This is a genomic window from Micromonospora sp. S-DT3-3-22 (genome assembly GCF_015354745.1).
In the GTDB taxonomy this organism is placed as follows: Bacteria; Actinomycetota; Actinomycetes; order Mycobacteriales; family Micromonosporaceae; genus Micromonospora; species Micromonospora wenchangensis.
Map to the genome: position 1 here is coordinate 1 of NZ_JACGMO010000104.1, position 21,568 is coordinate 21,568.

Consider the following 21,568-nt stretch of genomic DNA (forward strand, 5'->3'; position numbering starts at 1 on the left):
GGGCGACGCCGGGTCGTCGGCCGCGCCGCCGGGTCCCGGGCGGCGGGCCGCCCGGCGGGAACTGGTCACCCTGGTCGCCGCCGACCTGATCTCCAACCTGGGCAGCCGGATCTCGGTGATCGCGATCCCCTGGCTGGTGCTCACCACCACCGGCAGCCCGGCCAAGATGGGCATCGTCGCGGCGGCGGAGTTCCTGCCGTACATGCTGTCCAGTTCGTTGGCGACGCCGTGGGCGGACCGGTTCGGGGTGCGGCGTACCTCGATCACGGTGGACGCGGCGAGCGCGGTGGTGATCGCGGTGGTGGCGTTGGCCCCGTGGCTCGGCTTCGGGGCGCTCGTCGCCCTGGTCGCGGTGGCCGGCGGGCTGCGCGGCATCGGCGACCGGGTCAAGCACGTCATGTTCCGACCGGCCGCCCAGCGCGCCGGGGTGGAGCTGATCCGGCTCACCTCCGCCTACGACGGGCTGGCGCGCGGGGTGGCGCTGTTCGGCACGGTCATCGGCGGTCTGCTCATCGACTGGGTCGGGGTGACCCGGGCGATCTGGATCGACGCGGGCACCTTCGCGGTCTGCGCGCTGCTGGTCGGGGTGCTGGTGCGCCCGCCCGCCAGCGACACGCCCGCCGCGCCCCGGGAGGGCTACTTCCAGGCGCTGCGCACCGGCTTCGGCTACCTGCGCACCGACCGGGTGCTGCTGACCATGCTGGTGGTGGTCTCCGCGTTGAACATGTTCGCCGCCGCCAACACCGCCGTCTGGGTGCCGCTGTGGGTCCGCGACGAGTTCGGCGACCCGGCCGGGTTCGGTCTGGTGCTCGGGGTGTTCGGCGGTGGCGCGCTGCTCGGCAACGTGGTCTTCACGATGCTCGGCCCCCGGCTGCCCCGCACCCTGATCTTCGCGGCCGGGGCGGCGTTGAGCGGTGCGCCCCGGCTGCTGGTGCTGGCGTTGACCGATCACCTGGTGGTGGTGCTGGTGGTGACGTTCCTGTCCGGGATCGGCATCGCGGCGGTCAACCCGCTGCTCGGCGCGGCCCTCTACGAACGGGTGCCGGACGCGTTGCAGACCCGGGTGCTGGGGATCTCCGGTTCGCTGGCGTTCGTCGGGCTGCCGGTGGGGGCGCTGCTCGGCGGCTGGTCGGTGGCGGCCCTCGGGCTGCGACCGGCGCTGCTGGTGATGGCGGTGGTGTGCGCGGTGCTGACCGTGTTGCCGCTGCTCGCCGGGCCGCTGCGGATGGGCCGGCCGGCACCCCCGCCGCCGGCCGTCGCCCCGGACTGACGCCGGGCCGACGGTCAGGTCGGCACGAGCCGGCCCCCGGGAGCGGCGGCCGACCCGCCGGTCGGCCGACCGGCGACGGGTCAGCGCTGGTGGCGCAGCATCACCACGCCGTTGCCGAACGCCCGGGTCTCGACCAGGCGCAGCTCGTCGGGGCGCCCGGTCGGCCCGAACAGCAGGTTGCCCCGGCCGAGCAGCACCGGATGGACGAAGATCCGGTACTCGTCGATCAGGTCGAGGCGGCGGAAGACGGCGGTGATCTCCGCGCCACCGACGATCATGTCACCGCCCGGCTGCTCCTTCAGCGCGTTGACCCCGTCGGGGTCGACGTCCCGCACGATGGTGGCACCCCAGTCGGCACGGGTGAGGGTACGGGAGTAGACGATCTTGGGCATTCGCCGCCAGATGCCGGCGAACTCCCGGATCGGGGCGGGGTTGGCCGGATCGGCGTCGGCGGTCGGCCAGAAACCGGACATCAGCTCGTGGCTGCGCCGCCCGGCGAGGAAGGCACTCATCCCGGCCAGCTCGGTGTCGAAGTAGGTGTGCAGTTCCTCGTCGATCCGGTGCCGGTCGAGCTGGTGTCCCGGCCCCTCGAAGTAGCCGTCGAGGGAAACCGACATCCACCCGATCGCCTTGCGCATCGCGCACTCCGTCCGCCGTGTCCCGACCGCTCCGTATGGCCCGGTGCCGGCAACCCGCCGGCGGGGGCGGACAGAATCGGCGGCCGGGACGGCTCGGCGCGCCCGGACGACCATCAGGCGATCCGTGCGGTCGGTGTGATCGACGGCACCCGTACGGTCGGCTAGATTGCCGGCCATGTCATCGACGTTGACCGAGGCCACCGATCCGTACTGCCTGCGCGACGGGGAGAGCGCCGCGCTGCTGCGCGACCATCCGTGGCACCGGTTCGTGGTACTCGGCGACAGCGTCGCCGAGGGCATGTGCGAGCCGGTCGAGGGGTACCCGGACGTGCAGTGGGCCGACCGGGTCGCCGCCGAACTGTCGGCGGTGCGCCCCGGGTTGGCGTACCTGAATCTGGGTCGGCGCGGGCTGCGGGCGCAGCAGGTCCGGGCGGGGCAGCTGGACCGGGCGTTGGCCTTCTCCCCCGATCTGGCGCTGGTGGTCTGCGGCGGCAACGACGCCTTCCGGACGGCGTTCGACCCGGACGCGGTGGACACCGAGTTGACCGCGATCGTCGGCGCGCTGCGCGACGCCGGGGCCGACGTGATCACGGTGGGCATGTTCGACGTGTCGCACAGCCCGGCGGTCCCGGCGGCGTTGCGGCCCGGGTTGGGCGCCCGGATGCGGCTGCTCTCGTCGCGTACCGGCCGGCTGGCCGACCGGCTGGGGGCGTTGCACGTGCACCTGACCGATCATCCGGCCGGCACCGACCCGTCGATGTACAGCAGCGACGGCCGGCACGGCAGCGCCCGCAGCGACGCCATCGCCGCCGCGGAGACCATCCGCCGCCTCGGCGCCCACCTGGGCACCCACCCCTGACCACCCACCCACCCGCTCCTGCCCCGCCGGCCCACCACCCCACCGGTCCGGCGGGGTCGATCAAGAGGTTTGCGTCATCCGGGGCCGCTGTCCCCGCCCCAAACCTCTTGATCACCGCACCCCAGCCCGGCCAGAGCCGGGTGATCAAGAGCTTTGCGTCAACATGCCGCCAACAGGTGACGCAAACCTCTTGATCACCGGGGCAGGAGCGGGGCGGTACCGGAGCGGGGCGGCCGGGAGGGGGAAAGGGAGAGGGAAGGACGGGGTGCGTCAGTCGGTGAGGAGGATGCCGGTGAGCAGGACGCCCCGGGCCAGGTTGAGGACCTCGTCGCAGCCGGGGAAGCCGACCCGGGCCAGGGCACCCGAGCCGGTACGCCCGAACAGGTACGGGGCGATGCTGTAGGGCACCTCGGCGGTGACCGTCTCGCCGGTCTCGATCTGGACGAAGTCCATCTCCACCCGGTCGGCGGGCATGTACCGCTGGAGGATGTCGCCGCCCCGGTCGAGGGCGACGCGCAGGCCCTCGGCCCACTCCGCGTCGCCCATCTCCCGGCCGATGAGCACCCCGTGGCCGGCCGAGCCGTCGGCCGGCTTGACGACCAGGTTCTCCCGGTCGGCCAGCGCCCGGTCCAACTCGGCGTCGGTGAACGCCACGGTGTGCGGCACGTAGCGGCGGATCAGGGCCTGGTCGTCGGCGGAGAGCAGGTCCAGGTCCTCGTAGAGCCAGGCAAAGTTGATCTTGTTGCCGAGCAGCCAGGCGGCGGTGCTGACGAACATCGGCAGGGTGCCGGCGTCGAGCGCCCCGGCCACCGCGTCCAGGCCGGCGCTCGAGGTGACCCGGTTGGGCACGAAGAGACGGAACAGCGCGTCGACCGGTGCGCCGCCGACGACCAGCCGCTTCGCGTCGTCCAGGGTGGCCGTGCCGACCGGGGCGATCACCAGGTCGATGCCGAACCGGCGGGCCTGGTCGACCAGCGGGGAGAGGATCTTGATGAAATCGTCCGGGCTCTCCAGGCCGGGGTAGTCGGCGTCGAAGTCGAGCAGCAGCGCCACCCGGGCCCCGTCGGCCAGGGACAGCCCGTCCCGGATCGCCACGAACCGCTGGTCCAGCAGGGACGGGGCCGGCCGCACCGGCAGCCCGTCGAGGATGCCCTGCTCCCGGTAGAGCGCCGCGTACCGGTGGACCACCGTGTCGGCGTCGAAACCGCCGCCCAGGCTGCTGTCGATGTTGTACTCGACGATCCTCGGCACCCCGTCGGAGATCAGCACGTCGGGCCGGTAGGCGGCGAGCAGCTCCTCGGACAGCTCCTCGGACTCGTCGAGCAGCCGCGTCGCGCCCTCGGGCACCCCGAGCAGCCGGCGCAGCTCCCCGGCAGTACGGGCCCGCCGCCGGCAGGCGTCCAGGATGAGCTGGGCGATCCGGTCGCAGACCTCGTTCAGCTCGCGGAACGCGTCCGCCGGCATGACCGGGGGCCGGGCCAGCCGCCACTGCTTGTTGTACGTCGCACAGCCGTAGAAGATGTCCCGCCAGGCGGCGGCCCCGCTGGCCACCATCGCCGTACGGGCCGGCTCCGGCAGCTCGCGCCACGCCTGACCCGCCTCGGGCCAGGGATAGTTCGGATCGGTCATCATCTGTCCTTCATGGTCAGTTGGATGGCGGCGGTGAGTTGCTCGCGGCCCGGCTGCACGGCGCGGTCGAGCACCGGCGCGAAAGGCAGCACCGCTCCGTCCGGCCGGGTGACCCGGCGCGGCGGCGCGACCAGCGGCACCCGTTCCAGCACCGAGGTGATGATCTCGGCGGCGATGCCGCAGGACCGGTTGGAGTCGTCGACGACCACCAGCCGGCCGGTGCGGGACACCGAGTCGAGCAGGCCGTCGAGGTCGAACGGGTAGAGCGTGCGCGGGTCGAACACCTCCACCGACACCTGGTCGGCGAGTTCGTCGGCGACGGCCAGCGCGTCGTGCACCAGATGCCCGACGGCGACCACGGTGACGTCGTCGCCGGCCCGGCGCACCACCCCGCGTCCGAGCGGCACCGGGGCGAGGGTGGCGAAGTCGACGTCGTCGCGGACCTCCAGCGCGGCGGCCGGGGCGAAGACCACCACCGGGTCGTCGTGCCGGATCGCCGACGCCAGCAGCCCGTACGCGTCGGCCGGGGTGGCCGGCACCACGGTGACGATCCCGACGTGCGCGAACAGCGAGTACGGTTGGTCGGAGTGCTGCCCCGCCCAGCCGGTGCGGGAACCGGAGCCGGGCACCAGGTAGGTGACCGGCACGGCGCACTGCCCGCCGGTCATCATCGGGAACTTGTGCGCGTGGTTGACGATCTGCTCGAAGACCAGGAACAGCAGGGACGGGATCTGGAACTCCACCACCGGCCGCAGCCCGGCCAGGGCCGCCCCGGTGGCGAAGCTGGTGAACGCCTGCTCCGACAGCGGGGTGTCCAGCACCCGGTCCGGCCCGAACCGCTTGAGCAGGCCCGGGGTGACGTTGGACGCGCCCACCCGGATGTCCTCGCCGAGCAGGAACACCGACTCGTCCCGGGTCATCTCGTCGGTCAGCGCCCGGGTCAGCGCCTTGCGGTACGACAGCCGTGGCATCTCAGGAGCCTCCCCTGGCGGTCAGCCCACTGGCGTACAGGTGGTCCAGCGCACCGGCCGGGTCCGGTTCGGGGCCGGCCAGGGCGAACGCGACGGCCGCGTCGAGGGTCGCCTCCACCTCGGCGTCGATCGCCTCCCGGTCGGCCGGGGACAACCGCGCACCCTGGATCTCCACCGGGTCCCGGGAACGGCCGTCGGTCACCTCCTGCGGCGGGCGGTACTCCAGGCGTACCGCGTGTTCGAAGGTGTGGTGGGCGTCGAACCGGTAGGTGCGGGCCTCGACCAGTTCCGGCCCGCCGCCGTCGCGCATCCGCGCGACGGCGGCGGCCGTGACCTGCCGGACCGCCTCCGGGTCCTGCCCGTCGACGACGGTGGCGCGGATGCCGAACGCCTCGGCCCGCCCGGTGATGGTGCCGGCGACCGCGCCGGCCACCGGCATGGTGGTGGCGTAGCCGTTGTTCTCACAGACCAGCAGCACCGGCACCCGCCAGAGCGCGGCCAGGTTGAACGCCTCCAGCAGCATCCCCTCGTTGACCGCGCCGTCACCGAAGAAACTCGCCCCGACCAGGGCGTTGCCGCGCTGCCGGTGGGCCCACACCGCGCCGGTGAGGATCGCCGGGGACGCCCCGACGATGGCGTTCGCGCCGAGCACCCCGAGGGAGAGGTCCGCCGCGTGCATCGAGCCGCCCCGGCCCCGGTTCAGTCCGGTTTCCCGGCCGCACAGTTCGGCCATCATCCGGGCCGGGTCGGCACCCTTGGCGAGCACGTGCCCGTGCCCCCGGTGGGTGCCGGTGACCAGGTCCCCGTCGCCGAGCGCGGCGCACACGCCGGCGGCGATCCCCTCCTGACCGAGGTAGGGGTGGATGCCGCCGACGATGTGCCCGGAGCGGACCAGGGTGATGGCCCGCTCCTCGAACCGGCGGATCAGCCGTACGGTGCGGTAGAGCCGGGCCGGGTCGGCGTCGGTCACCGGTCGCGGCCCTCCTTGACGGCGGCGAGGATGTCGTCCCAGAGCTGGGCCCGGGCGGTCAGCGCCAGGTTGACCGTGTCGGCGCACTCCTGCCACTTGACGTCGTCGTCGCCGCACAGGTCGGCGAGCATCTGCATCGCCATCGGGGTGTGCTGCTCGCCGTCGACCTCGATGTGCCGCTCCAGGTAGTCGACGAAGGTGTGCAGCCGGTTGCTGCGCTCGTTGACGGCGACGACCTGGGTGAACATGTCGGGGATCAGGTCCTCCCGGCCGAACGCGAACGCGGCGGCCTGGCAGTGCACCGGGGTCGACTCGATGATCTTCCAGGTGGTGGCGGCGAAGGCCCGGGACGGCTCGGGCACCCCGGCCTCGACCAGCGCGTCGGTCACCGACGTGCCGCCGCGCAGCAGGGCGACCAGCCGGTCGACGGCGGTGGTGTCCGCACCCGCCTCGCCCATCCCCCGCACGTACAGCTCGAAGTGGCTGATGTAGCCCTCGCCCAGCTCGTCGCTCTCCTCCACCATCACGATGTCGTTGATCAGCCGCCGGCTGCCGGTCGGCCCGGTGGGGATCCACGGCACCGTCACGCAGGTCAGCTGCCGCTGCAACGACTTCAGCAGGGACATGAAGTCCCAGACCGCGAAGACGTGGTGTTCCATGAAGGTGACCAACGCCTCGTGGGTGTCCAGGTTGGCGTAGAGCGGGTGCTTGACCACCACGTCCCGGCGGTCGGTCACCGCCTGCTCCAGCCGTTCGATGCCCGGGTGCGTCTTACCCCAGTCGTACCGTGACATGTTCTAGCCTCCCTGCTGGGCGCGATCGCGCCAGATGACCGGGCAGTAGTCGGGGTCCGCGTAGTCCGGCCGCCCGTCGTGGGTGCGGCGGACCAGCACGTCGTGGTTGTACGCGGCGAGGGTGCCGTCGGAGAGCGGGAACTCCCGGTAGGCGTTGTCGCCGTCCTGCAGGTGCAGCGAGATCGCCCGGCGGGGGCGTCCGCTGACGTTGGCGCCGCTGCCGTGGTAGGTGCGGCAGTGGTGGAAACTCAGGTGTCCCTTGGGGATCACCATCGGGATCTTGCGGATCTGCGCGCCGTTGTGCGCCGCGTTCTCGGCCAGCATCTCCTCCAACTGGTCGCGGTCCCGCTCGGCGAAGTGCCGCACGACGGTGTCGTCCGCGCCGGTCTCCGACCACCGGTGCGAGCCGTCGACCATGGTGATGGTGCCCATCTCCTCCCCGCAGTCGTGGAACGGGATGAACGCGGTGAGCATCTTCTCCGACGACGAGGACGACCAGTAGTGCTTGTCGAAGTGCCAGGGCACGATGTTCGACGGCTCACCGGAGATCGGTGGCTTGTAGATCAGCGTGGACTGGAAGATCCGGATCGCGTCGGCCTGCGCCAGCCGGGCGGCCACCGCGCCGATCAACGGCTTGCGCAGGATCGCGGCGATCCCGTCGTGCTCGACGTGGACGTAGTCGTTGTGCCGCTGCACCGGCCCCTTCGACGGGTCCCAGTAGGCCAGCTTCGGCGGGCGCACCGGCAGGGTGCGGTCCCGCTCGCCGTCGTAGTAGCGGTCGGTGGCCGCGGTCAACGCGTCCACCTCGTCGTCGGTGAGCAGCTTCTTCGACAGGTACCAGCCGTGCTCGGCGTAGTGGCGCACGTCCTCGTCGGACGGGAGCAGCGCCTCCTCCTCGGCGGTCAGCGTCGGATGTGTCGTGGTCATGCCCCAACCCCTTGTGCCGTGCCGGCCGCGACGGCGGGGGTCACCCCCGCCACGGCCAGCTCCCGTTCCTTGGCCTCGTAGAGCGCCTTGATGTTGCCGCTGCCGAAGGTGCGTGCCCCCCGCCGCTCGATGAGTTCGAGGAACAGGGTGCGGCGCACGTGCATCGACTCGGTGAAGATCTGCAGCAGCTGCCCGCCGTGGTCGGCGTCGACCAGGATGCTGAGGTCCCGCAGCCGGTCCAGCGGCGCGTCGACCTTGCCGACCCGCTGCTCCAGGTCGTCGTAGTAGGCGGCCGGGGTGCCGGCGAACCGCACCCCGCGTGCGCCGAGCGCGCCGACCGCGCCGACGATGTCGTCGGTGCGCAACCCCAGGTGCTGCACGCCGGCGCCGTGGTGTTCGGTGAGGAACGCGTCGATCTGGCCCGGACGCCGACCGGCGTCCGGTTCCAGCAGCACCAGGGTGACCCGCCCGGAGGCGTCCTGCACCACCTTGGAGTTCATCGCCTGACCGGCGACCTCGATGTGCTCCTCGAAGATCTGCGCGAAGCCGAAGACCCGCTCGTAGTGCGCGACGGTGTCGTCGAGCTGGCCGGGCGGCACGCACACCGCCAGGTGGTCGATCTCGGCGAGCAGCCGCTCGTCGGTCCCGCCGCCGGCCGGGGTCGCCTCGATCGCGCCGGGCAGGAAGTCGCCCCGGTCGCCCCGGCGTTCCACCAGCCGGTGCAGCACGTCACCGAAGCCGCCGACCTCGGCGGTCACCACCTCGGCGTCCGCGCCGGTCCAGGTGCGCGGCGGGGTCACCGGCGTCGCACCCCGGGCCACCAGCTCCGCGTACGCCCCGGCGGCGTCGCCGACCTCCACCGCCACGACCGCGATCCCGTCACCGTGCCGGGCCACGTACCCCGAGGCGGGATGGTCGGCGGTGAGGCCGGTGGTCAGCACCATCCGGATGTCGGCCTGCCCCAGCAGCAGGGACCGCTGCCCGACCAGTCCGGTTTCCGGCCCACCCTGCCCGAGCAGGGTGAAACCGACGGCGGTACCGAAGTAGAAGGCCGCCTGTCGGGCGTCCCCCACGTACAGTTCGATGTGGTCTATTCCACGAATGTCCATCTCTCCAGCCCTTCCCCATGTCCCCCCGTGACTGCCGTCCGGGCACGTGCGGCCCGGGTCGCAGCGTCGATCACCTCCCCGGCTCGGCGGGCCGGGCGCCAGCCCCGGTGGTACGCCGCAGCAGCAGGCTCACGTTCTGCCCGCCGAATCCGAAGGAGTTGGTGAGCGCGAATTCGGCCCGGCTCGCCCGGGGCACGTCGCGGACGTGGTCCGCCGGGCAGTCCGGGTCCGGGTCGTCCAGGTGGTACGTCGGCGGCAGCAGGCCGGCGCGCAGCGCCAGCGCGCAGGCCGCCGCCTCCACCACCCCGGACGCGCCGAGCAGGTGCCCGGTGAGCGCCTTGGTGGAACTGACCGGCACCCCGCCGACGCCGAAGACCTTGCCCAGCGCGGTGCTCTCGGCGATGTCCCCGAGCTTGGTGCCGGTGCCGTGGGCGTTGACGTAACCGACCTCGGCCGGCGGGACGTCGGCCCGGGCCAGGGCGGCGCGCATGCAGTCGGCCGCCCCCTCGCCGTCGGGCCGGGGCATCGTCGGGTGGTGCGCGTCGGTGGTGCTGCCGTAGCCGGCCACCTCCGCGTACGTGCGCACGCCCCGGGCGGCGGCGTGTCCGGCCCGTTCCAGCACCAGCAGGGCGGCCCCCTCGGCGAGGACGAACCCGTTGCGTCGCCGGTCGAACGGGCGGCTCGCCTCGGTCGGGTCGGCCCATCCCCGGGCGAGCGCGCGGGCGTTGCCGAAGGTGTCGGCGAAGGTCGGGAAGAGCGGCGCCTCGCTGGCCCCGCAGAGCACCACGTCGGCCTCGCCGGCCCGGATCAGCCGGGCCGCATCGGCGACCGCCTGTGCCCCGGAGGCGCAGGCGGTGCCGACCGAGGAGCTGTAGCCGCGGATGCCGTGGGCGATGGCGATCCGCGCCGAGGCCATGTTCGGCAGGATGCCGGTCAGCAGATAGGGGCTGACGGCCGCCCGGCCGCGTTCGGTGCGGGCGATCACCTGCTGTTCCAGGGTGGACATGCCGCCGACCCCGCCGACGACGACGCCGATCCGGGCCGGGTCGACGTCCCGGCCCACCTCGATGCCGGCGTCGGCGAGCGCGTCGGCGGCGGTGAGCAGGGCGAACAGCACCACCCGGTCGAGCACCTTGGTCTCCGGGCCGGTGGCGACCGTACGCGGGTCGATCGGCGGGAGCACCCCGGCGACCTCCAGCGACTCCCGCGCCGGGTGCCCCTCGGGCGGTCGACTCAACCCGGACCGGCCGGTGGTCAACGCGGCGAAGGTGGCGTCCACGCCCCGCCCGACGGGGCTGAACAGCCCCATGCCGGTGATGACGACGGTCATGACGACGACTCGGCGAGGTAGCGTTCCCGCAGCGCCACCTTGCGGACCTTGCCGGTGACGGTGACCGGGATGTCGTCGGCGTGCACCGGCACCACCCGGCGCAGGGTCGCCCCCACGTCCGCCCCCAGGGCTGCCCGGATCGTGGCGGTCCGGTCGATGCCCGGGTCGGCCCCGGCGGCCAGTTCCAGCAGCACGTCGGTGGTGACCGTGTCGCCGTCGGCGACGATCAGCACGGTGCAGTCGGTGACGTCGGGGCAGGCGGCGAGGACACGTTCCTCGGACAGTGCGGTGAAGTACCGCCGCCCGTCGGGCAGCGTCACCGAGTCGACCGCCCGGTCCAGGTGGTAGTAGCGGCCGTCGGCGTCGGCGTGGACCAGGTCACCGGTGAGGTACCAGCCGCGCAGCCGGAACCGGTAGCTGGTGACCGAGTCGTTCCAGTAGCCCCGGAACAGCGACGGCGAGTCGATGCCGAGGAACCCCACCTGGCCCGGGGGCAGCTCGTTGCCCTCGGCGTCGAGGACGGCCACCCTGGCGAACCGGTAGGGCCGGCCCACGCAGCGGCCGTACCGGTCGGTGTCGGTGGTGTGCGTGATGTGGAACATCGAGTGCCCCATCTCGCTGGAGCCGAGGCCGTCGATGAAGACCGAACCGGGGACCCGGGTGACGCCCTGCCGGGTGACCACGTCCCGGGAGCCGACCGCCACGAGCCGGCGTACGTGCGGCTCGTGCGAGCAGTCCCCGGTGTTGAACCACAACCGCACCGAGTCCAGGTCGTACCCGCTCAGGTCGAAGCGGGCCAGCTCGGCCCAGGTCATCGAGAAGCCGAAGACCCCGTCGGGCCGCCACCGCTGGATGGCGTCGAGGACCCGTTCGCCGCCCTGCTCGGACAGCAGGAACATCTCCGCCCGGTTGCCCAGCGCCTGGTTGACCATCAGCACCGTCGCGGTGTGCGGGGCGGGCAGCGCGTTGAGGATACGGCGGGTGCCCTGCGCCTGCGGCATGGACAGCAGGTGCCGGGTGGCGGCGAAGAGGCTGGCGTGTGAGTGCAGCACCGCCTTCGGCACGCCGGTGGTGCCGGAGGTGTGGGTGATGACGATCGGGTCGTCGGGGTGGTGCCGGTAGTGGGCGGGCGACCGGGCGGGGTCGCCGGCGCCGGCTTCCGCCGGGGTGCCCAGCAGGGGTACGCCCAGGTCGTGCCCGGCCAGCAGCTCGGTGTGCGCGGCGTCGGCGAGCACCCCGGCACCGCGCAGCCGGCGGATGTACTCGGCGGCGATCTCGGGGCGCAGCTTGCCGTTCATCAGCGCGGGGATCGCGCCGAGCCGGGTCAGCGCCAGGTAGCTCAGCACCATGTCGGCGGCGGCGGTGGCCCACACGGCGACCGGGTCGCGGGGCTGCACCCCCCGGGCGTGCAGCCAGGCCGCCCGCGCGGCGACCCGCTCGTCGAGCTGCCCCAGCGTGAGCGGCTGCCCGGCGGGGTGCCCGTCGACCGGGGTGTCGAAGGTCAACCCCGGCCCCTGCGGGTCCGCGCCGTGGGCCAGCACCCGGGCCAGCACGTTCCCCGCGCCGAGCTGCGGATCGGCGGCGAGCACCCCCCGCAGTCCCTTCGTCCTCATTGGCTGTCTCCTCCCCCCAGCAGCACCGCGACCGCGCCGGTGGGCGTCGCGTCGGGTGCCTCGTCGATCAGGACCAGCAACGCCTCGTCGGCGTCGCCGTCGTACAGCAGCAGTTCCCCTTCGGCGACGGCGTCGGCCCGGGGGTCACCGGTCGGGCTCAGGCACACCACCGGCCCGGTCAGCCCCCACCGGGCGGCGACCTGCCCGGCGACGCTGTTGGGCACCGACTGGAAGAAGAACAGTGGACCGACCCGCCCCCCGGCGGCGACGGTCGACCGGACGTGCGTGGCGCTGGGCCGGTCCCCGGAGGCGCTGACCAGCACCACCGCGCACCGGGTGCCGGCCGCCGGAGCACCGGGCCGGCGGTCCAGGCAGCGCCCGGCCACCGCCGCGACCAGCGGCGCGAACGGCGAGTGCAGGAACCCGGGCAGCGGCGGTGGCGGCCCGTCGCCCGGTTCCGGCCAGCGCGCCTGCGCCAGCACCCGGGGTGCGCCGTGACCGGCCGGACGGCCCGGGACGATCCCGGGTCCCGGGCCGCGCGTGCCGGTCACGGCGCACCCACCAGCAGGGCGGTGTTCGCGCCGCCGAAGGCGGCGTTGAGGCTCAGCGCGTACCGGCTGGTCACCGGGCGGGGCGCGGCGGTGACCACGTCCAGCGGGCAGGCCGGGTCGGGGCCGAGCCAACCGGCGTTGACCGGCAGCTTCCCGTGCCCCAGCGCCGCCACGGTGACCACCAGTTCGAGCAGGCCGGACGCCTCCAGCGCGTGCCCGTGCAGCGCCTTGGTGGAGCTGACCGGCACCTGCCCGGCCGACTCGCCCAGGGCCGTCCGCAGCGCCGCCGCCTCGGAGGCGTCGCTGAACCCGGTGCCGGTGGCGTTCGCGTTGACGTAGCCGACCGCCCCGGCGGGCAGCCCGGCGCGGCCCAGTGCCGCGCCGATCGCCCGGGCCAGCCCGCCGCCCTGCGGATCGGGTTGGCAGGGGTGGTGGGCGTCGCCGGCCCGGCCCCACCCGGCCAGCGTCGCCACCGGCGTACCGCCCCGCCCGTGCAGCGCGGCGGCGGACTCCAGCACCACCGCGGCCACCCCGTCGCCGAGCAGCAGGCCCTGCCGTCCGACGCTGAACGGGCGGACCGCCCCGTCGGCGGCGAGCGCCCGGCCGGCGTCGAAGAGCGCGAACTGGTCCGGTTCCACCAGGTAGCCGGCGGCCACCACGACCCGGTCGGTGTCCCCCCGGCGGATCATCGCGGCGGCGTCGGCGACCGCGCTGCTGGCCGAGACGCAGGCGGTGGTGTAGACCCGGGTCGGGCCGCCGAGCCCGCACCGTCGGGCCAGCCGGCCGGCCAGGACGGGCAGTTCCGGCCAGGCCGGGCCGTCGTCGTCGCGCTCACCGCCGGCCCACCACGGTTCGCCGGTGTCGGCGGTCGGCCGGTCGTCGGTGTACGGGCCGGGCAGGGTGGCCGGCCCGCCGTGGGTGGCCAGGAGCAGCGCCGACGCCCGGCGCTGCGCCGGGTCCAGCCCGGCGGCCCGGCAGGCGGCGTCGACGGCGTCGGCCAGTTCCTGCGGCAGGGTCGCCACGTCGGGGCGGGTGGCCGCGACGGTCACCCGGCGGCCGGTGGTGTCGAACCGGCGGACCGGTCGGAACGCCGGCACCCCGGCCAGGACCCCGGCCAGCAGGGCGTCCACACCCCTGCCGAAGGCGCTGACCGCGTAGGTGCCGGAGATCGTGACGGTGCCCCGCTCAACCATCAGCGGAGGCGGTGAGGCAGGTGTGGAACACGGCCAGGGCGTCGTCGAGGGTGCGGATGCCGGCGAGCTGGTCGTCGGTGAGGTCCATCCGGGTGTCGTAGCGCTGTTCGACGAGGTGCACCAGCCAGGCCAGTTCCATCGAGCCGACCCGGTGCGGGACCTGGTCGACGGGTTTGCCGGTCAGTTCGGCGAGCATGCTCACCAGGTCAGCTCGCCCCAGGTCGGGCTGACCGGACATCAGCGGTTGTCGGTGGTCGCCCCGGCGACCCGGTCGGCGACCATGGTGGTGAACTCCCCCACCGTCATCAGGGCCAGCTTCTCCGACTCGTCGTCGGCGAACCGCAGCCCGTACCGGTCCTCCACCCGGACGGACAGGTCGGACAGGGCGAGCGACTCCAGGTCCACCCCGGACGGGCCGAGCGTGGTGTCGTCGTCGATCCCGTCGACGTCGTAGTTCATGTCCTGGAGCTGGTCGATGACGAAGGTACGGACCTCGTCTCGCATGACGGTTACCTCTCTCGATGGGCGGGTCGCCGGGGCCCGGTCGGGGCACCGTGCGGGGGTGGTTCGGGCGTTCCACCGACGGTCGGCCGGTGGGTACGCGGCGGGGACGCCCCGGCGACGGTCCGCGGGGGCCGGCCGGTGGGCGGGGTGGAGCGGACCGGTCACGGCACCGCCGTCCGCAGCACGTCCAGCGAGCGGACCAGTTTGCCGGTGGTGGTACGCGGTAGCTGCGCCACCAGGTGCAGGGTGCGGGGACGTTTGTAGCCGGCCAACCGTTCGGCGAGCAGCTTGTCCAGTTCCTCCTCGGACAGCGGCCCGTCGGGCTGCACGTACGCGGTGATCCCGTCGTCGTAGGCGACCACGGCGGCGGCCACCCCGGGCAGGCCGGTGAGGGTGGCCTCGACCTCGGTGAGGTCGACCTTGAGGCCCCCGACGGAGACCTGCGAGTCGAGCCGGCCGCGGACGGTGACCAGGCCGGTGTCCGGGTCGACGGTGCCGGCGTCGCGGGTCCGCAGCCAGCCGTCGGCCCAGCGGGTGGGGTCGCTGAGCCCGACGTACGGCGACGCGGGGCAGCTGATCAGCAGCTCACCGTCGGACTCGCGGACCTCGATGCCGGGGGCGGGGGTGATGGCGGGCCGGTGCTGCCCGTACAGGTCGGTGCCGATGACGCCGACCTCGGTCATCCCGTACATGTTGCCCAGGGGTACGCCGTGCCGGTCGGTGAACGCCTGCACGACGGCCGGCGGGACCAGTTCCCCGCCGGTGGTCATCCGCTTGAACTGGGGCAGCGCCCGGTCGGGGCGGGTGAAGGCGAGCAGGCCGATGTGGAACGGCACGCCGAGCACGGTGGCCGGGGTGTCCTGGGCGGCGATGGCGGCCAGCACGGCGTCGCCGCCGAGCCGCTCCGGCGGGACCAGCTCGACGTGGGCGTGCAGGCCGTAGAGCAGGCCGCCGACGAGGCCGAGCACGTGCACCATGGACGGCAGCAGGATGATCCGCTCACCGGGCAGCGCCACCCCGTCGATGCGGGTGTAGCGGTGCACCTCGGCGACCAGGTCGGCGGCGGTGCGACCGATCACCTTGGACGGTCCGGTGGAGCCGGAGCTGAGCTGGATGACGGCGTGTCCGCTGACCGCGGGACGGTCGGCGTACGCGGTGACGCTCTCGGTGACGTCGAGGAAGACCTTCAGCGCGCCACCACCGGTGCGGGCCGGGGCGACGACCACCTGCGGGGTGAGCCGGCGCAGCGCCTGGTCGACCTCGTGGTCGGTGAGCCGGTGGTCGAGCAGCACGGCCTGACCGCCGCTGCGCCAGGTCGCCAGCAGGTTGACCACATAGGACACCGACGGTGGCAGGCGCAGCGCGACGGCCCCGCCGGGGCGCAGCCCCGCGTCGCGCAGCCGGTCCTGTGCCGCGACGACCAGGCGGTGCAGGGTGCCCCGGTCCACCGGCTCGGGCAGCCGGAGACAAACGTCGGTCGGGGGGCCGGCGAACAACACGTCGTCCACCCAACCGGGGTCTTGCGCCGCAGGATCTTCCGTCGGGCGATACATGGTCACCGCCGGCCACCGTCCAGCATAGAATCGGGCGAAAGCGCCCATAAATGATGTCTCTTGGCGTGCTCACGGCACCCTACGACAGCCCGGAAGACCATTACTAGATGCGAATGGCTAGATCATAAAAGGCGGCCGGCCGGATTGCCGCCGCTCGATCGGCCGGGCAGGATCGGGCGCGTACGCCGGCCCGCGACACCACCGGCGCCTTCGCCGTGCCCGGCGCTCCGATGTGGATCCGGGCGGCTCGACGGTGCCCCGCCCCTGGTCGGCACCGGTCACCGTGGACGGTCGCGGCCAGTCGGCAGCGGCACCGTCGGGCGCGGACAGGGGTGTGCCCGGCGGGCGGACTTCCGCCGGCCGGGCACACCCCTCGGACACTACGCACAGTGATCAGTCGGTGGCGCTCCTCGGTGTCGGGGCGGCGCCCCGGAGCACCAGGGCGCTGTTGAAGCCGTCGAAGCCGCGCGCGCAGACCAGCGCCACCCGACTGTCGGGCCGGCGCGGGGCACGCAGGAAGCCCAACTCGCAGCCCGGAGCCGGATCGACCGGACCGGCCGAGGCGGGCAGCGTGTCGTGGTGGAAGGCGAGCAGCGCGGTCGCCACGTCCAGGGCCGACCCACCCTGGTGGGCCCGGCCGGTCAACGACTTGTGGGTGCTCACCGGCGGCGGCCGGTCACCGAAGACCGTCCGCAGCGCCGTCGCCTCGCTGCGGTCGTAGCGGGGCACCCCGAGCGCGTCGGGCACGACCAGGTCCACCGCGTCGGGCGTGCAGCCGGCACGGTCCAGCGCCAGCCGCATCGCCCGCGCGTACGTCGCCGGGTCGCCGGCGGTGTCCGGGCCGGTGTGCACCGCGTCGTGGGTGGCCGCCCAGCCGGTCACCTCCCCGTAGATCCGGGCGCCCCGGGCCAGGGCGTGCCCCCGTTCCTCCACCACGAAGACCGCGCCCCCCTCGGCGGGCACGTACCCGCCGGCCGCCCGGTCGAACGGCAGGTACGCCGCTGCCGGCTCGTTGACGGGACTGAGCAGCCCGGAACGGAGCTGACAGGCCAGCGCGTACGGGCTCAGCGGGCACTCCGTCGCCCCGGCGACCACCACCGACGTGCCCCGCCGGATGGTGCGCACCGCGTGCGCCAGGCTGTCCAGCCCACCGGCGGCCTCGGCGACCAGCACCCCCGACGGCCCCTTGAACTGGTGGTGGATCGACAACTGCCCGACGCTCGCCGCATAGAACCAGGCGATCGACTGGTACGCCCCGACGGTGCGGCTCGGCCCACCCCAGAGCCGTTGCAGCTCCCGCTGCCCGAACAGGTTCCCCCCCGACGAACTGGCCAGGGTGACCGCCCAGGCGTACGGGTCCGGGGCGCGGGCGGGCAGGCCGGCGTCGGCGAGCGCCAACGCGGTCGCGGCGAACCCGAGGTGGGTCCAGCGGTCGGTCTGCACGAGCTGCCGGGTGTCGACGTACGCCGCCGGGTGGAAGCCGGGAACCTCGCCACCGACCCTCGTGGGGTAGCCGGTCGGGTCGAACAGGGTGATCGGTCCGGTCCGCCGGACGCCACCGGTCACCGTCCGCCAGTGCGCGTCGACACCGATGCCGCTGGGCGCGACCACCCCGATCCCGGTCACCACCGCCCGCGCCCGCGCACCCGGGGCCGGGGCCGGGGCGACGGCGGGGGCGGGGAGCGTCACCGCGTCACCGCCAGCCGGCGGAACAGCATCGCGGACTGGAACCCCCCGAACCCGCTGCCCACCGACAACGCCACGTCCACCGGGGTCTCCCGGGCCACGTTCGGCACGTAGTCCAGGTCGCACTCCGGGTCCCGGGTGGTCCAGTTGGCAGTCGGCGGCACCACCCCGTACTCGATGGCCAGGGCGCAGGCGGCCATCTCGATGGCGCCGATCGCGCCCAGCGAGTGCCCCACCATCGACTTGATCGAACTCACCGGCACCCGGTACGCCGTGGGGCCCAGCGACCGCTTGAACGCCGCCGTCTCGTGCCTGTCGTTCTGCCGGGTGCCCGAACCGTGCGCGCTGACGTAGGACACCGCCGACGGGTCCAGCCGGGCCTCCCGCAGCGCCGCCGCGATGGCCAACCCCATCTCCACCCCGTCGGGCCGCAGCCCCGTCATGTGGAAACCGTTGCTGCGGCCCGCGTAGCCGGCCACCTCGCAGTAGACGTGCGCGCCGCGCCGCCGGGCGTGCTCCCACTCCTCCAGCACCAGCACCGCCGCCCCCTCGGCGAGCACGAAACCCTGCCGGTGCGCGTCGAACGGGCGGCTGGCGTGCGCCGGGTCGTCGTTGTCCGGGCTGGTCGCCCGGATCGCGTCGAACGAGGCCACGGTGACCGGGGAGATCGGCGAGTCCGCCGCGCCGGCCAGCACGACGTCCGCCTCCCCGTCGACGACGAGCTGGTGGGCGTAGCCGATGGCGTCGATGCCGGAGGTGCAGCCGGTGGACACCACCTGCGCCGGGCCGCGCAGCCCGTGCCGGCAGGCCACGTCGGCGGCCAGGCTGCTCGGCACCAGCGCCTGGTAGAGGTACGGCCCACCGAGGGCGTGGTCGACCAGCCAGTGCCGGCCGGAGTCACTGACCCGGACGTACTCCTGCTCCAGCGCGGTCGTGCCGCCGACGGCGGTGCCCAGCACCACCCCGGCGACGTCCCGCTCGGCGTCGGTCAGGTCGAGGCCGCTGTCGGCCAGCGCCTCCGCCGCGCAGGCCAGCGCGAACTGCACGTACCGGTCGGAGCGTTGCCGCTGCGCCGGGGTGAGCCCGGCGGCGTCCGGGTCGAAGTCGCACTCGGCGGCGATCTGCGACCGGTACGGCGACGGGTCGAAGAAGCTGATCCGCCGGGTGGCCGTCCGCCCCTCGGTGAGGGTCTTCCAGAACCGGTCCCGGGTGACCCCACCCGGGGCGACCACCCCCACCCCGGTCACCACGGCACGCCGCCCGGTCACGACGGACCCCGCTGCTCCACCAGTTCGGTGTCCACGTGGCCGAGTTCCGGGCGGGGGGCGAGCGGGCCCAGGTGGAACACCACCTCGGCGGGGACGGCACCGGTGTTACGCAACCGGTGCCGCACGTTACGCGGCACGAACAGCGCCTCCCCGGCGGCCAGCGGCACCGGCTCGTCGTCCAGGTCGACGGTGATCGCGCCCCGCACCAGGTAGAGGAACTCCTCGCTGTACGGGTGGTAGTGCTCGGCGACCCGGTCACCGGGGGCCACCGTCACCACCCCCATGAACCCCGAGGTGCTGCCGACGGTACGCGGGCCGAGCAGCACCCGCAGCTCCCCGCCGCGCCGCCGGTCGGCCGGCACGTCCCGGGCGGCGACCAGACCGGTGGTGACCTCACTCATCGCCGCCTCCCGCGTACGCCCGCTCGATCCGTTCCTTGATCACGGCCAGTTGCACCCGGCTGTTGGTGTTGATCCGCTCGGTCATCGCCACGTCGTCCACCGGCGCGGTCGACTTCATCGCGAAGTCCTGCACCCAGGTCATCCGGGTGCCCTCAGGTTCCGTGTCGTAGTACCAGTGGATGCGCATGTACTCGAACGGTCCGGTCTCCACCCGCCGGGCCCGCACCTGCCAGGTCGCCGGGTCGGCGGTACGTTCACTGACCCAGCTCCACGCGATGCCGTTCTCGTCGGGGTGCATGGTCAGCCGGAACCGGACCGTGTCCCCCTCCCGGTGCAGGATCTCCACCACCGCGTACTCGGTGAACAGGTCCGTCCAGCGGGCCACGTCGTTGGTGATCTCCCAGACCAGCGCCAGCGGGGCGGCGATGAGGATGCTGTTCTCGGTGTGCCCGGCCGGTCCGGCGTCGGCCACCAGGTCGGCGACACCGGCGATGCTGAGCTGCCCGGCCTGTTCGGGGATGCGCACCCGCCAGCGGTCGGCGACCACGGCGGACAGTTCCAGCAGCGCCAGCGAGTCCATGCCCAGTTCCTCCAGGCTGGCGGCGGGCGCGCGGGCAGCGGCGTCGGCGTCGAGACCGCAGCGGGTCACCAGGATCTCGGTGATCTCGCTGGTCAGCGGTCGGCCGTGGGTGACGGTCATCTCGGGTCCTCCTCCACCGGGCGACTCACCCCGGTAGCCGCCACCCTCCGGCCGGACCCGTCACCCGGGCGTCACCCACCGACCCGCAACACCCTCGCATGATGGTGACGTTGCGTTGACGCATGCTGTGTACCGGCTATGCGAGAGCTGTCCATTGTGATGGAGGTTCGCAGATCAGAGGCGATTCACCCCCGGTCGCCATGCCTACACTTTCGTTGACCGAGAGTAATCATATTGGTAGTGTTCGTGCCGGCCGGCCCGGCTCGGTCGCGCAGTGAACCGGCCACGGCGTCGCGGGGGACCGCGTCGGGACACCGGACGATCTGGACCCAGGTTTCCGTGCAGGGGGTGCGCCCGTGACCGGTCATGCCAGCACGCCGACCAGCGAGGTTCCGGCCGACCCGCCGGTACGCCTGCACCTGCTCGGCGGTTTCCGGCTGCTGCACGGCGACACCCCCGTGGTGGTCCCCCGGGGGCTGCAACGGGTGATCGCCCTGATCGGGCTGCGCCCCGGCGCCACCCGCAGCAACCTGGCCGGGCTGCTCTGGCCCGAGGTGCCCGAGGAACGGGCGTTGTCGTCCCTGCGGACCGCCCTGTGGCGGCTACGCCAGGACCCCTGCTGCCCGCTGCTGGTCAGCGGTGACACCGTCCGCCTCGACCCGGCCGTCCGGCTCGACGTGGACGACCTCGTCGCCACCGCCGCCCGGGTCCGCGACGGCGGCGACCCGCGCGCCGCCGCCGACGCGCTCGCCGCCGGCAGCCGCGACCTGCTCCCCGGCTGGTACGACGACTGGGTGCTGCTGGACCGGGAACGGCTGCGCCAGCTCCGGCTGCACATGCTGGAACAGCTCGCCGTCGACCACCTCGACGCCGGACGGCACGGTGAGGCGTTGCAGGCCGCCCTGGAGGCGATGGCCGCCGAACCGCTCCGGGAGACCCCGCACCGCCTGGTGGTACGCATCCACCTCGCCGAGGGCAACGCGTTCGAGGCGGTGCACGCCTTCTACGTCTACCGGGACCTGCTCATGCGGGAACTGCGGCTGGAACCCTCCCCCGCGATGTGCGCCCTGGTCGACGAGACCCTCGCCCCGATCCGGCAGGCCACCCGCCGCACCCCGGCCGCCCGCCGTCACGATCCCGCCGGACGGCGTGACGACCAGGTGACAGCCCCGCCGCCAGGATGGACCCACCGTGAGCCCTGGACCGATCGGGGCGCGCCACCGGCGAGAGGGGTCCGATGAGCCGTCTGGTGATCGTCAGCAGGATCATTCCCGGCGCGGAGGGGCGGGTCGCCCAGATCTTCGCCGAAGCCGACGCGACCGAACTACCCGGACTCACCGGGCTGCGCCACCGCTCCCTGTACCGCCTGCACGACCTGTGCGTACACCTGATGGAAACCACCGAGGTGGACGTCGACACCCTGGTCATCGCCCGCCAGCACCCGCTGTACCAGCGGACCAACGAACGGTTGTCCGCCCACACGTCGGCGTACCTGCCGACCTGGCGGTCGCCCCGGGACGCGCCGGCCGGCTGTTTCTACAGCTGGGACGTCTCCGACGCGCCCAGCCCGGAGCCGCTGCGCTGAACCGCCGCCGCTGCGGC

Annotated in this window: 22 protein-coding genes; 4 read left to right on the top strand and 18 right to left on the bottom strand. The window is 73.6% G+C overall.

What is annotated here, in order from left to right; translation table 11 throughout:
* Nucleotides 1–61 precede the first annotated feature (61 nt).
* A complete protein-coding gene (locus tag H1A17_RS25225) occupies nt 62–1,270 on the top strand; it encodes an MFS transporter (protein WP_145922809.1) in 1,209 nt (402 codons plus the stop codon).
* A gap of 80 nt (nt 1,271–1,350) precedes the next feature.
* On the opposite strand, the gene H1A17_RS25230 is transcribed toward H1A17_RS25225, so the two are convergent.
* Nucleotides 1,351–1,908, bottom strand: a complete 558-nt coding sequence (locus H1A17_RS25230) for a dihydrofolate reductase family protein (protein ID WP_194823052.1) — start codon at nt 1,906–1,908, stop codon at nt 1,351–1,353.
* A gap of 175 nt (nt 1,909–2,083) precedes the next feature.
* On the opposite strand from H1A17_RS25230, the gene H1A17_RS25235 reads away from it, so the two are divergent.
* The gene (locus H1A17_RS25235) at nt 2,084–2,767 is read left to right on the top strand and encodes an SGNH/GDSL hydrolase family protein (RefSeq protein WP_145919809.1); all 684 of its coding nucleotides are present in this window, start codon (nt 2,084–2,086) and stop codon (nt 2,765–2,767) included.
* 270 nt (nt 2,768–3,037) lie between these two features.
* Here H1A17_RS25235 and H1A17_RS25240 read toward each other — a convergent pair whose 3' ends face one another.
* From H1A17_RS25240 to H1A17_RS25320, 17 genes are all read right to left on the bottom strand, one after another.
* The gene (locus H1A17_RS25240) at nt 3,038–4,396 is read right to left on the bottom strand and encodes a hypothetical protein (protein WP_194823053.1); all 1,359 of its coding nucleotides are present in this window, start codon (nt 4,394–4,396) and stop codon (nt 3,038–3,040) included.
* A complete protein-coding gene (locus H1A17_RS25245; protein WP_194823054.1) occupies nt 4,396–5,367 on the bottom strand; it encodes an alpha-ketoacid dehydrogenase subunit beta in 972 nt (323 codons plus the stop codon). Before H1A17_RS25245 ends, H1A17_RS25240 begins: the two co-directional genes overlap by 1 nt.
* A 1-nt stretch (nt 5,368) precedes the next feature.
* Nucleotides 5,369–6,337, bottom strand: a complete 969-nt coding sequence (locus H1A17_RS25250; protein ID WP_194823055.1) for a thiamine pyrophosphate-dependent dehydrogenase E1 component subunit alpha — start codon at nt 6,335–6,337, stop codon at nt 5,369–5,371.
* Nucleotides 6,334–7,131: a DUF3050 domain-containing protein gene (locus tag H1A17_RS25255; RefSeq protein ID WP_145919805.1), complete on the bottom strand. Its 798-nt coding sequence runs from the start codon at nt 7,129–7,131 to the stop codon at nt 6,334–6,336. The genes H1A17_RS25250 and H1A17_RS25255 overlap by 4 nt, the downstream gene beginning before the upstream one ends.
* A gap of 3 nt (nt 7,132–7,134) precedes the next feature.
* Complete coding sequence (locus H1A17_RS25260; protein ID WP_145919804.1) at nt 7,135–8,058, bottom strand: phytanoyl-CoA dioxygenase family protein; 924 nt, start codon at nt 8,056–8,058, stop codon at nt 7,135–7,137.
* Nucleotides 8,055–9,167 (bottom strand): 4-hydroxyphenylpyruvate dioxygenase, encoded by a 1,113-nt coding sequence (gene hppD / locus H1A17_RS25265; protein WP_145919803.1) that lies wholly within the window; start codon nt 9,165–9,167, stop codon nt 8,055–8,057. The genes H1A17_RS25260 and hppD overlap by 4 nt, the downstream gene beginning before the upstream one ends.
* A gap of 70 nt (nt 9,168–9,237) precedes the next feature.
* Nucleotides 9,238–10,497 (bottom strand): beta-ketoacyl synthase, encoded by a 1,260-nt coding sequence (locus H1A17_RS25270; RefSeq protein ID WP_145919802.1) that lies wholly within the window; start codon nt 10,495–10,497, stop codon nt 9,238–9,240.
* Complete coding sequence (locus H1A17_RS25275) at nt 10,494–12,110, bottom strand: class I adenylate-forming enzyme family protein (protein WP_145919801.1); 1,617 nt, start codon at nt 12,108–12,110, stop codon at nt 10,494–10,496. Before H1A17_RS25275 ends, H1A17_RS25270 begins: the two co-directional genes overlap by 4 nt.
* The gene (locus H1A17_RS25280; protein ID WP_309236856.1) at nt 12,107–12,631 is read right to left on the bottom strand and encodes a beta-ketoacyl synthase chain length factor; all 525 of its coding nucleotides are present in this window, start codon (nt 12,629–12,631) and stop codon (nt 12,107–12,109) included. Before H1A17_RS25280 ends, H1A17_RS25275 begins: the two co-directional genes overlap by 4 nt.
* Nucleotides 12,632–12,657: 26 nt before the next feature.
* Nucleotides 12,658–13,854, bottom strand: a complete 1,197-nt coding sequence (locus H1A17_RS25285) for a beta-ketoacyl synthase (RefSeq protein ID WP_194823056.1) — start codon at nt 13,852–13,854, stop codon at nt 12,658–12,660.
* The gene (locus H1A17_RS25290) at nt 13,847–14,092 is read right to left on the bottom strand and encodes a hypothetical protein (protein WP_088647750.1); all 246 of its coding nucleotides are present in this window, start codon (nt 14,090–14,092) and stop codon (nt 13,847–13,849) included. Before H1A17_RS25290 ends, H1A17_RS25285 begins: the two co-directional genes overlap by 8 nt.
* Entirely contained in the window at nt 14,092–14,358 is a 267-nt protein-coding gene (locus H1A17_RS25295) for an acyl carrier protein (RefSeq protein ID WP_145919799.1), read from the bottom strand. The genes H1A17_RS25290 and H1A17_RS25295 overlap by 1 nt, the downstream gene beginning before the upstream one ends.
* Nucleotides 14,359–14,519: 161 nt before the next feature.
* A complete protein-coding gene (locus H1A17_RS25300) occupies nt 14,520–15,911 on the bottom strand; it encodes a class I adenylate-forming enzyme family protein (RefSeq protein ID WP_145922807.1) in 1,392 nt (463 codons plus the stop codon).
* Nucleotides 15,912–16,304: 393 nt separating this feature from the next.
* The gene (locus H1A17_RS25305) at nt 16,305–17,600 is read right to left on the bottom strand and encodes a beta-ketoacyl synthase N-terminal-like domain-containing protein (protein ID WP_194823057.1); all 1,296 of its coding nucleotides are present in this window, start codon (nt 17,598–17,600) and stop codon (nt 16,305–16,307) included.
* Nucleotides 17,597–18,865 carry a beta-ketoacyl synthase gene (locus H1A17_RS25310; protein ID WP_145919797.1) on the bottom strand — a complete coding sequence of 423 codons (1,269 nt, stop codon included), beginning with the start codon at nt 18,863–18,865 and terminating at the stop codon, nt 17,597–17,599. The genes H1A17_RS25305 and H1A17_RS25310 overlap by 4 nt, the downstream gene beginning before the upstream one ends.
* The gene (locus tag H1A17_RS25315) at nt 18,862–19,266 is read right to left on the bottom strand and encodes a cupin domain-containing protein (RefSeq protein WP_145919796.1); all 405 of its coding nucleotides are present in this window, start codon (nt 19,264–19,266) and stop codon (nt 18,862–18,864) included. Before H1A17_RS25315 ends, H1A17_RS25310 begins: the two co-directional genes overlap by 4 nt.
* The gene (locus H1A17_RS25320; protein ID WP_145919795.1) at nt 19,259–19,966 is read right to left on the bottom strand and encodes an SRPBCC family protein; all 708 of its coding nucleotides are present in this window, start codon (nt 19,964–19,966) and stop codon (nt 19,259–19,261) included. The genes H1A17_RS25315 and H1A17_RS25320 overlap by 8 nt, the downstream gene beginning before the upstream one ends.
* Before the next feature lie 356 nt (nt 19,967–20,322).
* Between H1A17_RS25320 and H1A17_RS25325 the strand changes: the two genes are divergently transcribed.
* Both H1A17_RS25325 and H1A17_RS25330 read left to right on the top strand, forming a co-directional pair.
* Nucleotides 20,323–21,207, top strand: a complete 885-nt coding sequence (locus H1A17_RS25325) for a BTAD domain-containing putative transcriptional regulator (RefSeq protein ID WP_145919794.1) — start codon at nt 20,323–20,325, stop codon at nt 21,205–21,207.
* Nucleotides 21,204–21,551, top strand: coding sequence for a TcmI family type II polyketide cyclase (locus H1A17_RS25330; protein WP_194823058.1), 348 nt, complete (start codon nt 21,204–21,206; stop codon nt 21,549–21,551). Before H1A17_RS25325 ends, H1A17_RS25330 begins: the two co-directional genes overlap by 4 nt.
* Nucleotides 21,552–21,568: the final 17 nt, after the last annotated feature.

Coding starts and splice junctions, on each gene's coding strand:
- H1A17_RS25275 (WP_145919801.1), bottom strand. CDS start 12,110: ATGAGGACGAAGGGACTGCGGGGGGTGCTCGCCGCCGATCCGCAGCTC.
- H1A17_RS25270 (WP_145919802.1), bottom strand. CDS start 10,497: ATGACCGTCGTCATCACCGGCATGGGGCTGTTCAGCCCCGTCGGGCGG.
- H1A17_RS25240 (WP_194823053.1), bottom strand. CDS start 4,396: ATGACCGATCCGAACTATCCCTGGCCCGAGGCGGGTCAGGCGTGGCGC.
- H1A17_RS25315 (WP_145919796.1), bottom strand. CDS start 19,266: ATGAGTGAGGTCACCACCGGTCTGGTCGCCGCCCGGGACGTGCCGGCC.
- H1A17_RS25290 (WP_088647750.1), bottom strand. CDS start 14,092: ATGTCCGGTCAGCCCGACCTGGGGCGAGCTGACCTGGTGAGCATGCTC.
- H1A17_RS25245 (WP_194823054.1), bottom strand. CDS start 5,367: ATGCCACGGCTGTCGTACCGCAAGGCGCTGACCCGGGCGCTGACCGAC.
- H1A17_RS25230 (WP_194823052.1), bottom strand. CDS start 1,908: ATGCGCAAGGCGATCGGGTGGATGTCGGTTTCCCTCGACGGCTACTTC.
- H1A17_RS25260 (WP_145919804.1), bottom strand. CDS start 8,058: ATGACCACGACACATCCGACGCTGACCGCCGAGGAGGAGGCGCTGCTC.
- H1A17_RS25295 (WP_145919799.1), bottom strand. CDS start 14,358: ATGCGAGACGAGGTCCGTACCTTCGTCATCGACCAGCTCCAGGACATG.
- hppD (WP_145919803.1), bottom strand. CDS start 9,167: ATGGACATTCGTGGAATAGACCACATCGAACTGTACGTGGGGGACGCC.
- H1A17_RS25235 (WP_145919809.1), top strand. CDS start 2,084: ATGTCATCGACGTTGACCGAGGCCACCGATCCGTACTGCCTGCGCGAC.
- H1A17_RS25330 (WP_194823058.1), top strand. CDS start 21,204: ATGAGCCGTCTGGTGATCGTCAGCAGGATCATTCCCGGCGCGGAGGGG.
- H1A17_RS25320 (WP_145919795.1), bottom strand. CDS start 19,966: ATGACCGTCACCCACGGCCGACCGCTGACCAGCGAGATCACCGAGATC.
- H1A17_RS25285 (WP_194823056.1), bottom strand. CDS start 13,854: ATGGTTGAGCGGGGCACCGTCACGATCTCCGGCACCTACGCGGTCAGC.
- H1A17_RS25300 (WP_145922807.1), bottom strand. CDS start 15,911: ATGTATCGCCCGACGGAAGATCCTGCGGCGCAAGACCCCGGTTGGGTG.
- H1A17_RS25255 (WP_145919805.1), bottom strand. CDS start 7,131: ATGTCACGGTACGACTGGGGTAAGACGCACCCGGGCATCGAACGGCTG.